The sequence below is a fragment of the Granulicatella sp. 20925_1_45 genome (assembly GCF_041433555.1).
Classification (GTDB): Bacteria; Bacillota; Bacilli; order Lactobacillales; family Aerococcaceae; genus Granulicatella.
Window position 1 is genome coordinate 1 of the sequence record NZ_JAPWBR010000011.1, and the last position, 13,536, is coordinate 13,536.

10 protein-coding genes and 1 pseudogene are annotated in these 13,536 nt (G+C 36.6%); 2 read left to right on the forward strand and 9 right to left on the reverse strand.

Annotated features, from left to right (window positions below; all coding sequences use genetic code 11):
• The 4 genes and pseudogenes from O3798_RS04780 to rhaB form a co-directional block, all read right to left on the reverse strand.
• Nucleotides 1-198, reverse strand: a pseudogene (locus O3798_RS04780) (nicotinate phosphoribosyltransferase); the annotation flags it as partial.
• A 150-nt stretch (nt 199-348) separates the two neighbouring features.
• Nucleotides 349-1,170 carry a rhamnulose-1-phosphate aldolase gene (gene rhaD / locus O3798_RS04785; protein ID WP_371463681.1) on the reverse strand — a complete coding sequence of 274 codons (822 nt, stop codon included), beginning with the start codon at nt 1,168-1,170 and terminating at the stop codon, nt 349-351.
• Between the two features lie 14 nt (nt 1,171-1,184).
• Nucleotides 1,185-2,447, reverse strand: a complete 1,263-nt coding sequence (gene rhaA / locus O3798_RS04790) for an L-rhamnose isomerase (RefSeq protein ID WP_371463683.1) — start codon at nt 2,445-2,447, stop codon at nt 1,185-1,187.
• Nucleotides 2,440-3,900: a rhamnulokinase gene (gene rhaB, locus O3798_RS04795; RefSeq protein ID WP_371463684.1), complete on the reverse strand. Its 1,461-nt coding sequence runs from the start codon at nt 3,898-3,900 to the stop codon at nt 2,440-2,442. Before rhaB ends, rhaA begins: the two co-directional genes overlap by 8 nt.
• 105 nt (nt 3,901-4,005) lie before the next feature.
• On the opposite strand from rhaB, the gene O3798_RS04800 reads away from it, so the two are divergent.
• On the forward strand, nt 4,006-4,968 hold the full coding sequence (locus tag O3798_RS04800) for a helix-turn-helix domain-containing protein (RefSeq protein WP_371463686.1): 963 nt from the start codon (nt 4,006-4,008) through the stop codon (nt 4,966-4,968).
• An 18-nt stretch (nt 4,969-4,986) separates the two neighbouring features.
• Here the strand turns inward: O3798_RS04800 and pgmB are convergent, their stop codons facing one another.
• Genes pgmB through O3798_RS04820 form a run of 4 tightly spaced genes read right to left on the reverse strand, consistent with a single transcriptional unit; the run spans nt 4,987 to nt 11,329 of the window.
• Complete coding sequence (pgmB, locus tag O3798_RS04805) at nt 4,987-5,655, reverse strand: beta-phosphoglucomutase (RefSeq protein WP_371463688.1); 669 nt, start codon at nt 5,653-5,655, stop codon at nt 4,987-4,989.
• Nucleotides 5,655-8,249 (reverse strand): family 78 glycoside hydrolase catalytic domain, encoded by a 2,595-nt coding sequence (locus O3798_RS04810; RefSeq protein WP_371463689.1) that lies wholly within the window; start codon nt 8,247-8,249, stop codon nt 5,655-5,657. The genes pgmB and O3798_RS04810 overlap by 1 nt, the downstream gene beginning before the upstream one ends.
• Nucleotides 8,239-9,882 carry a glycoside hydrolase family 3 protein gene (locus O3798_RS04815; RefSeq protein WP_371463691.1) on the reverse strand — a complete coding sequence of 548 codons (1,644 nt, stop codon included), beginning with the start codon at nt 9,880-9,882 and terminating at the stop codon, nt 8,239-8,241. Before O3798_RS04815 ends, O3798_RS04810 begins: the two co-directional genes overlap by 11 nt.
• Before the next feature lie 58 nt (nt 9,883-9,940).
• Entirely contained in the window at nt 9,941-11,329 is a 1,389-nt protein-coding gene (locus O3798_RS04820) for an MFS transporter (RefSeq protein WP_371463693.1), read from the reverse strand.
• 129 nt (nt 11,330-11,458) lie between these two features.
• Between O3798_RS04820 and O3798_RS04825 the strand changes: the two genes are divergently transcribed.
• On the forward strand, nt 11,459-12,454 hold the full coding sequence (locus O3798_RS04825; RefSeq protein ID WP_371463695.1) for an AraC family transcriptional regulator: 996 nt from the start codon (nt 11,459-11,461) through the stop codon (nt 12,452-12,454).
• Nucleotides 12,455-12,496: 42 nt separating this feature from the next.
• Here the strand turns inward: O3798_RS04825 and O3798_RS04830 are convergent, their stop codons facing one another.
• Entirely contained in the window at nt 12,497-13,495 is a 999-nt protein-coding gene (locus O3798_RS04830; RefSeq protein ID WP_371463697.1) for an alpha/beta hydrolase, read from the reverse strand.
• Between the last annotated feature and the right edge of the window lie 41 nt (nt 13,496-13,536).

Below are 13,536 nucleotides of genomic sequence, written 5' to 3' on the forward strand. Positions count from 1 at the left end.
TGAGAAACGTAATTGTTCAATGTAACGAACGATGCGTTCTAGTCCTGCAAAAATCGCATATCCATTTTCAAAAGGTAACTTTCTGAAATACGCTTCGAAAATTGCTTTTTTCTCAGATACGCCTGTTTCCCAGTAGGTTTTCATCATATTAATTTGGTATAGGTCTGTATGTAGCGTTAAACTATCATCATTGTAAATTGAGCTCATCTGTCGATACCCCTTTTTTATTGTAGTTACCTCTTTATTTTACAACAGTTCTTGGGTAATGTACATGGTTGGCGACTTGAGGGCTGTCAAAACGCAAAAAAGGACAAGCCTTTTCAGCTTGCCCTATAAATGATTCGTCTATTAAACGTCTAAGAATCCTTCATGCGGAGTCATGTTAAAGTATTCCGCAATTTCTTGTAATTGTACATCTGTAATTTCTTGTAGGATTTTTCCGCCTTGAGCCCCTACTTGAGAGTAAATCATCGCAGCTTTCTCAATTACTTCGATTAAACCATATGTTTCATCCAAAGTATCGCCTGCCGCAAATAATCCATGATGTGGCCAAATCACAGCTCTAAACTCAGCCATTTTCGCAGCCGTAGCTTCCCCAATGGCGTTTGTTCCAGGTGTCATATAAGGAATCACACCAATCCCTTCTGAGAATACCACAATCGATTCAGCTTGCATTTTCCAAAGAAGTCTTGATAAATGACGTTCATCTAATGGTTGTGTGAAGCTTAAGGCGATAAGGTTTGTTGGGTGGCAATGGAAGACCACTTTATGATTTGGATTCACTTTGAGTCGTTCGATGTGGCTCATTAAGTGGCTCGCGAATTCTGAGGTTGGTTTCCCACCATCTTCGAATCCCCATAATAATTCTGCTTTTTGTCCGTCTTCTGAAATACGAACCAAGCCTAAATCAAGAAGCGGTTGGTTGGTCACGTTTCTGAAGTAACGGCCTGTACCGGTTACTAAGTAATAGTAGCCCGCAAGTGTGGAAGCATCGAACCCTAAGTCAAGGACGCGTTTCACTTCCTTCACATCTTCATACACTTCTACTTCACTAGCTTCTAAACGTACGGATACGTTCCCGCCATTACGTTCATCCCAGTAACGCAAGTACGATTCTTTTGTTAGTTCACATAATTTTTTTAACGCTGGTGATTCAATAAATCTTGTCATTTCTCAGTTCTCCCTTAATTTCTTTTTGATAACACTTGTTCTTCGTATGCTTTGACTTCATTATACCATGCAAGTCCGACTGGAACACCATTAATTTCGCAGAAATAATTCCAAACATCGGCATATGGGAAGTCTTTTAACTCTTCTGTTACAACTAAACGTTTTGTTAAATCTTGTTCGAGTTCAATTGCTCTTAAGTCTTCTGTAGGTTCTAATAAAGCTTTCAATAACGCTTTTTGCGTATTTCGCATCCCAACAACCCATGCAGCGATACGGTTAATCGTCGCATCGAAGAAATCTAATCCGATAACTGCTTTATCGAGTAAATCATTACGAACGATTTCTTTTGCAATTTCTTGAAGCTCGTCATCCATAATGACTACATGATCACTATCCCAACGAACGGGTCTTGAAACATGAAGCATCACACCTTTACTAAATAATGCAAGTGAAGATAATTTATTAGAGATCGTTTCTGTTGGATGGAAATGTCCAGCATCTAATAAAATCATCTTTCCACGTGTGAGACCGTATCCCATATAGAATTCGTGAGAGCCGACTGTGTAGGCTTCGGCACCAATACCGAATAATTTACTTTCTACGGCATCTTTGTTATAACGTTCGTCAATATCTTCACTGAAAATTTCATCCAGTGATTCCATCAACCGTTTGCGTGGTGCTAAACGATCCACTGGGTTATCTTTGAATCCATCTGGAACCCAAAAGTTTGTGTAGCAAGTTTCTCCAAGTTCTTTACCGAAATATTCTGCGACACGACGTGAACGTTTACCGTGTTCAATCCAAAAAGCACGCACTTCTGGATCTGAGCTAGCTAGCGTAAATCCATCTTTCATCATCGGATGTGAGAAGAAGGTTGGGTTGAAGTCTAAGCCTACTTGATGTTCTTTGGCCCAATCCACCCATTTTTGGAAATGACGTGGCTCGATTTCGTCTAAGTCTACTTTTTCATCTGTATCAAGGTAAATCGCATGCAAGTTTAATTTATGCTTCCCTGGAATTAATGAGTAAGCTTTCTCGATATCTTGACGTAATTCCTCTGGAGTTCTTGCAGCACCAGGATAGTTCCCAGTTGATAAGATTCCTCCTGTTAATTCTCCGTCCGCATTCCAAAATCCGTGAACGTCATCTCCTTGCCAGCAATGCATCGAGATTTTAACTTCTTGTAATTTTTTGAGTACGGCATCTGTGTCAACGCCAATTGCGGCGTATCTCTTTTTCGCAACTTCATAGGCTTGTTTTACTGCTGATTCAACCATTATATTTCCCTCTTTCTGTTTGTTGTTTCCATTGTTGTAATAATTGTTTGTTGTCAATTTTCTCTGGTTCGAATGTGTTTAATTCGATTTGTTCTCTTAAAAATTGGCGCGCATGTTGTAAGGATTCGAGTTTCCCATCTGCAATCATTTGCACGAGTAGATTTCCAAGAGCCGTTGCTTCCCCTGGACCTGCCACCACTGTTTTTCCTGTAACAGTTGCTGTCAATTGATTGAGAAGAGATGCATTGGATCCTCCACCCACAATATGAATTGCGTCAAAGGAATGTCCCACGAGTCGTTCCAAATGTTCTAATTCGTAGGCATACAGTAGCGCAAGATTTGAGTACACACACATAGTGAGCTCACCAACAGTCTCTGGCACTTTCTGATGGGTTTCCATGCAATACGCTTGAATTTCTTCAATCATGTTTTTTGGATTCGTAAATCGCTCGTCATTCAGATCGACAAATTGTTCAAATGGGGCGACTTCTTTTGCCGCTTCTGCCATTTCCTGATACGAGTATTGATAGTCCAACATGCGGGCAATTTCTTGAATGCTCCACATACCCGTGATGTTTTTTAAGAAGCGAATCGTTTCGTACGCTCCCCATTCATTCGTATAATTCTGTTTCTGCGTTTCTGCAGTAATAAGCACTTCTTTAAGCTCCGTTCCAATTAATGACCACGTCCCACTTGAGATGTAGGCAAAATGTTCATCGGTAGCTGGAACCCCAACAACCGCTGATGCCGTATCATGCGTAGCAACTGCATACACATGAGTCACTGGCAAATTGTAGGCGGTTCTTAATTCTTCGGTCACTTCTCCGATATACGTTCCAGCAGCTACCAACTCTGGCAATTGATGAGGTGCTACTCCAGCAATCTCAAGTAGCTCTACATCATAAGTTTTGTGATGTGGATTTAATAATTGAGTTGTTGAAGCGTTCGTCTCTTCGGCAACCATCACACCTGTTAACTGATATGCTAGGTAATCGGGAATGAGTAAGCTTTTCTCGGCGTTTCGTAGTACCTCATTTTCTTCTGAAGCGTATTGGAATACCGTATTGAACGGAAGAAATTGAATTCCTGTTTTGGAATAAATGTCTTCTTTTGAAATTTTTGCAAAGACATTTTCCACACCCTTTTGTGTGCGAGAATCTCTATATGCAATCGGATGTCCTAATTTTTCTCCATCCTTTACTAGAACATAATCGACAGCCCAAGTATCGATTCCAAGAGTGCATTCTTCAACGCCACGCTCTTTTACTTTTGCTAAACCGATCAAAATGTTTTCAAACAACTCATCGATATTCCATCGGTCGTGTCCATCTACTTGATGGAAGCCGTTTTTAAAACGATGAACTTCATTCACTTCGAAACGATTGTCTTCGAATTCTGCAACAATAACACGTCCACTCGAAGCGCCAATATCTACTGCTACATGCACACTCATAACTTCACTCCTTTACGGTTCTCTCAAATTCATTTAACTATGTTTTGACTTATGCTACAATAACAACAAGTTATACAATTCGTATCAAATATACAGGAGAAGAAAATGCTTTCAATTACAGATTATTTAACCAAAGAAACAGACATTGAAACACAGCAAAAAGAGACTGGAAAACATATTCCCGATTATGACAGTCAAAACGCTGGGCTTCCTCGTCTGACAAACGATTTGTTTCTAGCCAATCGCTCGATTTATATTAGCAAACACAACCGTTACGCTCCGTATCCAAAACACACTCACCAATTTTTGGAACTAAACTATGTACTACAGGGTCAATGCCAACAAATTATTAACGATACACCCTATACGTTTTACGAGGGAGACATCCTGTTGATGGATGCTGGGAGCGCGCATGCAATTGAAGCACTTGGCGAAGACGATTTGTTAATTAATATCGTGTTTAAAGATACTCAAATCTCCTTAAAGAACTTGGAAGAATTGCAGGGACAAAATAGTATTCTGTATCAATTTCTCTTAAAGAGTCATACGCATATTCAATCTGCAGAAAATTTTATCGTTCTTCGATCAGACAAGACGAATCAATCGAAGAACTTAATCGAATTAATGCTAAATGAATACTTTGAACCAAAACCATTTTCTAACCAAATCTTGGAGCATTACTTAAGTATTCTCCTATTCGAGCTTGCCCGTTCACTGCCAACGCTTGGAGAGACGGTTCGTGATGCGAATGACCCATATGTGCAAATCCTTGAATTAATCGACCAAGAATACTCAACGCTGACTCTTGCACAGGCCGCTAAGCATTTGAACTTTAACAAAAACTACCTCAGCAATCTGATTAAAGAAAAAGGAAATGCTACCTTTACCGAACTGCTCAATCAGAAGAAATTGATGATGGCTCAATTGCTCTTAAAATCAACCAACTTCTCGATTGAAAAAATCTGCCAAACGGTAGGATATTCCAACAAAACTTACTTCTATAAACAATTCCAAGAGAAGTTTGGAAAACTCCCCTCACAAGTACGAAACACAAAAGAGCTGTCCTAACAGAACAGCTCTTTCACTTTATATTTTTTCTTTTACAAAATTATTCCATGCTTCTTGAAGTAGCGTAACAGTTAACTCTTTTGTACTTTCAACTCTTTTAAAAGCTTGAGAGAGAGTTTCATCTCCTACTCCTACTGAACAACTTCCTGCACTATTAATAGCTTCTATACCCGCAATCGAATCTTCAACACCCACACAGTCTTTAGGCGTTAAACCTAATTGTGCGGATGCAACTTCAAAAATTTCAGGATTTGGCTTGCCTTTAGTTACTTTTCCTGGGTCTACAATAGTATCAAAAGAATTAAACAGTCCGATTTTTTTAAGTATAAAAGGCCCATTATGGCTTGCTGACGCCAGTGCTATTTTGACGCCTTTTTGCTTCAAGTCATTTATTAATTCTTTAATTCCTGGCAAAATATCCTTATCGGTAAGTTTTTCTAGTGACTCAATGTAGCATTTGTTTTTCTTATTCGCTAAATCTTGAAATTGTTCTTCATCTACCGATAGATTTAATTCCTCCAGAATAATTTTTAATGAATCCTCTCTACTGACACCTTTCGTTCGTTCTTCGATACTTTTAGGTAATTTAAGACCAAATTCATCCTTAACTAGTTGACTCCATGCTGTAAAATGATATGTTGCAGTATCTGTTACAATACCATCTAAATCAAATAGTACACCTTTCATTATGCCATCACATCTTTCATTTTATTATGACCCGGTTTAAGATAAATCTTTTCACCATTTGAAAATACATATTCAGCCGATGTGCGTCCTGGTAAAATTACATCCACAGTCACATCATTTCCGCTAATTGTCCATGAAACTGATAAATTACCATTAGCGGTTTGAAGAGCACCTTCCACCCATTCTAAGTGATTCGTAAAGTTCGGTTGAATCACATAAGTCTCCGATTCATCCAACACGTTAGGCAATTGAATTCCAAGAAGTTTTTCAACTATAAAATCTTCAACCGCGCCATATGCGTAATGGTTTAAACTATTCATATCAGTACCACTAATTTCCCCATTAGGAAGAATAGAATCCCAGCGTTCCCAAGTGGTTGTAGCACCCATTTCAACTTCAAATAACCAACTTGGTGTTTCTTTCTTGAACAAGAGATTCATCGCTTCTTCGTGCAATCCAGAATCTAATAATGCATGTGGTAAATCCCCTGTTCCTGCAAACCCTGTTGTTAAATAACCTTTATTTTCAGCCATTTTTTCTTGGAGTCGATTTTTTAGTTTTTCTCGTGCAATCTCACTTGGATATAATCCATGACGAAGTAAAACTGCTAATCCTGTTTGGGTATCAATTGCGGTCGGAATTGTAACTCCACCATATTTTTGCGCCATAGATTGACGAATGTTTTCAACCTCTGATTGCAATGTCACAGGATTCACATTTAACTCATCTCCAATGAAGTAAGTATCAATTATTTTTTGGCGAACTTCTTTAGCTAAATTTTGATAAAACTCAAATCGATTATCGCTTAAAACAGATAACATTTTCGCAGTATAATCAGCTGAAATATAATAATACGTTGAGGCAATTAACGCGGAATCTGTTGCACCAAATACAGACCCTTTGATCCCTGTGTCTAATGCCAACCAATCTCCTAGTTGCCATCCGAAATCCCACAGTCTATTTCCTCCACGAGCTTCATCTTGTTTATAAATCCAATCCACCCAGTCTGTCATTAACTCAATATACTGTTTGAGTAATCCTTTATCTCTAAAATGACGATAGAGTGTATAAGGGATAAATGTCGCTGCATCTCCCCAAACAGCAGCACCAGCATTCGTTAAAAATGGATTTTGAGCATCATTCACCTTTGGAACTGGGGCAAAGAATGGTGTAGCCCCATCTAATAACCTTTGTTCTAATTTCAAGTTTTCCATAAAGTGCGCTAAGAACGCTCTAGTTTCCATATTGTAACAAGCCGTATTAGCAAAGATTGCAATATCTCCTGTCCATCCCATTCTTTCATCGCGTTGTGGACAGTCAGTTGGAATACTTAGAAAATTATCTTTTTGACTCCAGCGAATATTGCTTACCAATTGATTTAACGAGCTGCTAGATGATTTAAAGGTAAAAGTTTCATCCATCTTACTTTGCAACGACTGTGCTACCACTAAAGCCGCTTCTTCTTGAGTTAACCCCTCTACTTTCACATATCGGAACCCGAAAAAGGTGAAATGAGGACGAACTTTTATTCCTTTAGATACATTATTAATTACAAATTCCTGTTTCGCTGTTCTAAGGTTTTCAGTATAAAAAGCCCCATTTTGTAATAATTCGCCGAATTCGAATCGCACACTCGACTTATCTTCAAGAAACTCTGCAACAATCCAACCTGTAATCTCTTGACCAAAATCTAAAACCATTTGATTTTTAGTATCAAAAAATACACGAGGAGCAAATTCTTCCATAACTTCAACTGGCAAATCTAAACGTGCAGTCAATAAGTTTTTATCTTCATCAATTACTTGCGTTGTCAATAATGTTTCTTCTAAAGAGAAGTCAATGATTTCTCCATCATAAATAGAGTTGTCTTGAATATGATTTGTTTTTACAATCCATGTTTCATCAGTAACAAATTGATCAATCGTTCCATCCGTATATTCAACATGTAACTCCGCAATCAATTGTTGTTTATCTCCATAAATATTTTCGAAACCACCTTCGAATACGAAACGGCCACGATACCAACCGTTCCCTACAATAAACGAAAGCTCAGAATCTGCCTTTAATGAAGTAGTCACATCATAAGTTTGATATTGTTGTAGTAAATCATAACTATGATAACCTGGTGTTAAATATTCATTTCCTACTTTTTCTCCATTAAGAAAAACTTCATATAAACCGTGCCCTACGGCATATAGACGAGCTTGTTTAATTTCCTTAGTAAAAGATATATTTTTTGAAAAGGTTACACAGTCTCTTGTTTCTTCTCTATATGAAATCCAGTCTGCTTTCCATGGTTCATCCATTTTAGCTGTCTCAAAAGTACTGATTGCAACACAATTACCGTAAGTAACTCTCCAATAATACTTCGTTTTCGGCTTCAAAAATTCAGGCTGCAGAGAAATTGTATTGAAACTACTCTTCGTTGAACCCCTCCATAGTAACTCTTTAAAGTCCTCTTCTTTAGAGATTTCCACTCTACATTCTTCAGTTTTGTCAAGTTGCCCCTCTAATTTCCAGGAGAATGTCAGATAATCGAAACAATAGCCTAATGGCGTATCAACACCATTTACTTTTAAATGACTAATTTTCATTTTTTAACTCCTCCAATAAGATGTTTTCACAAAATGGATTTACTGGACTAATACCTTTAAACGAACTTTCTCCAGTTAATTTTTTTACGGTCATTTCAATAAAATGATCGTAGTTACAATATGCATTAATCACTGTTTCCACCATTGGTAAATCATATAGATGATATGGATTTCCGAAACTAATCAAAGCTGTTGGGACTTCTTTGACAAACCATGGCATATTATTGCCTAGTCCGAATAAGGTATGCCAATGAATTCGAGCTACTGTTTGATTACTAGCATTTTGCACATTAGCTACATATAATACCGCATCATACTCTTTTGAAAATGATTCGACAGTTCCTAAATCAAAGAAATTGGTCTCAGGTTCATAAATCGTGACTTCAAAATCTCTTGCTTCTAATTCGGCTTTTACCTTTTCAACTACTCTTGTGTTTGAATCAAATGTCCCTAACACCTGCAACAGAATTCTTTTATTTTTATTTGATGTCAGAGGAAGCATCTTTTGAGTATCTTTTACTAAAGTAATCGATTTATCCGCTAAATCATACTGTTCCTTTTTATAATCCTCAAATGTTGCTGTTCCATGATTAATTGATTTATGTAAGCCCAATGATGCCTTTGTAGCCAAAATACGAGTGACCGCTTCATTCAATCTTTCCTTCGTTAAGATCCCTTTTGCTAGCCCTTCTTTCATATATTGGACATCTTCTTCTAAAACACGATTAAACAATAACATGTCACAACCTGCTTGGATGGTGAATGGAACAGCTTCACTTCTCTTCATGGCTGCACAAAAACCAACCATCGGAGTCGCATCTGTAATAGTAAGTCCATTAAATTCAAGTTCTTTTCTCAATAAATCTTGAAGTAATTTTGGACTTAAAGTCGCTGGCATTGTGTCTCCTGCATATGCGGGGAAGGCAATATGACCTATCATAACTGCCTTTGATCCACAATCAATTAACTCTTTATAAACTCTACCAAAAGTTTTACGCCAATTTGTTACAGATAAAGAATTAACGGAAGTCAATAAATGCTGATCCCTCTCATCAACCCCATCACCTGGGAAATGTTTAATAGATGTCATCATCCCATTATCATGAAAAGCTTGTATATACTGCTTAGCGTTTCTTATTACTCTTTCCACATCACTTCCATAGGTACGAACATTTGTAATTGGATTTCTAAAATTTAAATCCAAATCAACTACTGGTGAAAAGCCCCAGTTAACTCCGACTGTTTTTCCTTCTTTTGCAGCGATTTCTCCAAGAGTATAAGCGTCACTTGAATAATTAGTCGCTGCAACAGCCATCTGATTTCCATAAGCAGTACCTTGTGTTGCTGCACCATTCCCACCATCTTCTAGATTTGCGGCTGTTAACAGTGGGATCTTACTATTTTTTTGCATATACTCATAGGCTTGCTGAACCTCTTGTGCATCTCCAGGTCTATAAAATAAGCCACCTATTCCTAATTCAATAAGTTTATCTAAATAGCCTTTTTCGCTTGAATATCCAATCGGTAGAAACAACTGCCCGATTTTTTCATCATCTGTTAAGCTCTCTACTGTTTTATTAACCCATTCCACATCAGTATCATTTAAATAAAATGGTTTTTCTTTTAAATTCATTTTCTTATCTCCTTATAACAGAATTAGGGAGAATGCAGATGGCATCTCCCCATAAATTTTATTGTTCTGATAATCCTTGAGAACGTTCTTGAAGATTTTTTACAATCTCTGGTAATTTTTTGTCTAAATCATAGAAGAACATCAACACGATTGAAATCACACCTAATAAAATCGGAATATAAGCAAATAGTGCTTTGATTGCAAAAATCGTACCTGGTGTTTGAGCAGCAGCTCCAGCAACATACCCTCCAATTGACATTACAATACCAATCAATAATCCGCCTAACCCTGAACCAACTTTTTCACCGAAAGTCCCAGCAGAGAAAATTAAACCATCTGAACGGATTCCTGTTTTCCATTCTCCGTAGTCTGCCACATCTCCAAGCATCGCATAACTTGCCACTGCTGTAGGAGCTATACCTAGACCACGTACAATTAAACCAACTTTGATAAGATCGTAGTTTTCTGGGAATAACGCTAAGATAACTGTTCCTAAAACAACAATTGCATTTCCTAAAATCATTGCATTTCGTTTTGACATTTTTGCCATAATGATTGGTGTGAAGAATGAACCTACAATAATTGGTGCAAATGATAGCATACCTATAACCGCAACTTTTTCAACATCTCCTAAGATGTACTGTGCATAGTAAATATTAATTCCACCAAGACCAGAACTAATAAAACCGATTAACATTGTAGAAATCATAATTACCCAATATTTGTTCTTGAATAACGCTTTTACATTATCCATAACTGGTACTTTTTCAACTTGCTCTGCTACATATGCTTCATCCGTTTCTAAAACACGTTCTTTTGAATTCTTGTACAAGATTGTTAATAACACTACAGATACAAGTGCAAAAACAGCAGCCATTTTAGTCCAAGAAGATGCTTCTGTCACTTCACCAAACATGCCAACTACTTTTAATACAATTCCATTTACTAAGAAAGCCCCTAAGAATCCAAAAATTGTTCTTGATGTTGACAAGAAACCACGTTCTTTTGAATCAGAAGTTGTTGTTCCTAACATTGTGTTATAAGGGACCATTGTCATTGTATAAACCCCAGCTAAAGAAATAACGTAAGTAGCAAATGCATAGAATGCTTTCATTTCTTGAGGTAAAAATGATGGCGATGTAAATAATAGAATTAATGCTAATGCATATGGAATAATCATTCGTTTAATCCAAGGACGAGCTTTCCCTTTCACCGTAGATGTTCGGTCAACAATAACCCCCATTAAGATATCTGTAATCCCGTCAAATACACGTGCGAATAATAGAATAGAACCAACTACAGAAATTGTTAAACCTACAACATCTGTATAAAAATATGTAATAAATCCATTCGCAGTTGTAATCATCAGATTAGCTGCTAAATTCCCAAATCCATATGTTATTTTTTCTCCAATAGGTACGCTTGATACATTATTATTGTCTGTCATAATTTATCTTTCCCTTCTTAAATATATTAAAGCGTTTTACAAAAATTATATTACTGTGGTATTTATCTTTTCACAATGCATTAAAAACAGGTTATAATGAACTATCCACAGATATCAAAGGAGTTAATTATGAATCTTGAAGAATTAGATATTTATTTACGTCATATAAACATATTTGAAAAAAAGCAAAGAGAAACAGGCATTTCAGTCAACGATATTTCTAGCGCAAATAAAAATATAAATACGTACATTGATTCAAAATTTAATATATTTCGTTTTCCAAAATCTTTATTTTTTAGCAAGGGAGAAAATATTTACATAAACAAGCACAATCGATTTGCTCCTATGATTGAGCATCTTCATGATTTTATTGAAATGACCTACATTTATTCTGGTACTTGTACTCAAACAATTAACGGAAAAACAGTACAACTTACTAAAGGAAGTTTATGTGTATTAGATAGAGATGTCCCTCATTCTATTGATGCTTTAGGAGAAGATGACATAATGATTAACATTTTGATTAATGAAGAAACATTTTCTTCTCTATTTCTTTTTAGAAACCAAAACCTCACTAGTCTGGAAGCAAACATTCTTGCAGATGTTTTTAACAAGCAAACTGATCATGACAGATATGTCATTTTTGATACAACTCAGAGTATTGCTATCCATTCATTAATTCAATTATTATTGACAGAGTACTGGTCTTATCAACGTCAGGGATCCGAATTCCTTTCTCACTATATTCATTTAATAATGTTGGAACTTGTTAGAATTTACAGCATAAACGCTACAAAGAATTATCATTCCTCTAAAATTAAGATTCATGAAATCCTTGCTTTTATCGATAATAACTTTAGAAACTTAAAATTAGAGACTCTAGCTAGACATTTTGGGTATAATCCGACCTATTTAAGTAATACTCTCAAAAAAAGTACTGGAAAAAATTTCCAGGAAATTCTATTGGAAAGACGACTAATGCAAGCAGCTGATTTATTAAAATCTACAGACTTCACTATGGATACCATTGCTTTCGAATCCGGCTTTCCTTCAACAAGTTATTTCTTCCGACAATTTAAGAAACACTATAATTGCACTCCTAAAGTTTATAGAAAAGAGAACTAATTTATAATAAGAAAAGCAATGCTCTAATGAGCATTGCTTTCCTTATTTCTTCAACTCTTCAATTAATTCCTGAATATCGATTCTGGCTTCTTTAATCGGAAGACCTACATAAACATGATTCATTTTTTCGCGTTCAATATATCGATGTTCGATTTCTTCTTTAAGAAGTTTTTCATGTAACAATCGATTGTCCGGATAAAGGATATCATGCGTCCCAATATAAACACTAATTCTTCCTAGTCCAGACAAGTCTCCAAACAGCGGACTCACTAGTGGTTGTTTCAAATCTTCTCCCGCCCAGAACTTTGCCACTTCATGAATTCCACTCTGTTTAAGGATTGGGTCAAATGGTTCATACAAGGCGATTTCAGGATTATCCGTTGCAATATCCACCCAAGGAGAAAACAGAACGAGTTCCTTTGGCTGTGGTAACGCAAGTTCTTTTAAGTAAATCGCAAATCCTAATGAGAGTCCTCCTCCTGCAGAATCCCCCATTACAATAATAGAATTCGGATCTGTATTTTCTTCTAAAAGTCCGCAATATACCTTTTCTAACTTTTCATATGTCTCACGGTATTGATGCTTTGGAGCCTTTGGATAAATCGGGAATACCACTTTTGCATCTATCGCCTGCGCTATTTTATGCACCATGTTAAAATGCATCATCGACGGTTGCAGAACATATGCTCCACCATGTAAAAATAGAATTACTTTTTGGTTAGCGTCTTTCTTGTCATTCCACACAAACACTTGCATGCCATCTACATCTTTTTCTTGGACATCTACTTTAATATATTTCTTTGGGTTTGCAATAGGTTCGTCATTCTCCTCAGCCCATTTATTAAATTCTTGTTCGAATTTGGCCGGTTCATCTTTTGAGTAAGTCAACGGTTTTACAAACAGAAAGAGTAATCGTTCCATCAGATAGCTTGAAAAAGAACGCTCTTCCACTTTTCTTACATAAACCATTCCGCAGCAAACAACTAGTGCTACTATGATTATTGAGATAAAAAATCCACTCATCTTCGTTCCTTCTTTCATACAAAAAAGGAGCTAAAATGCTCCTTTTTCATTATAACTTT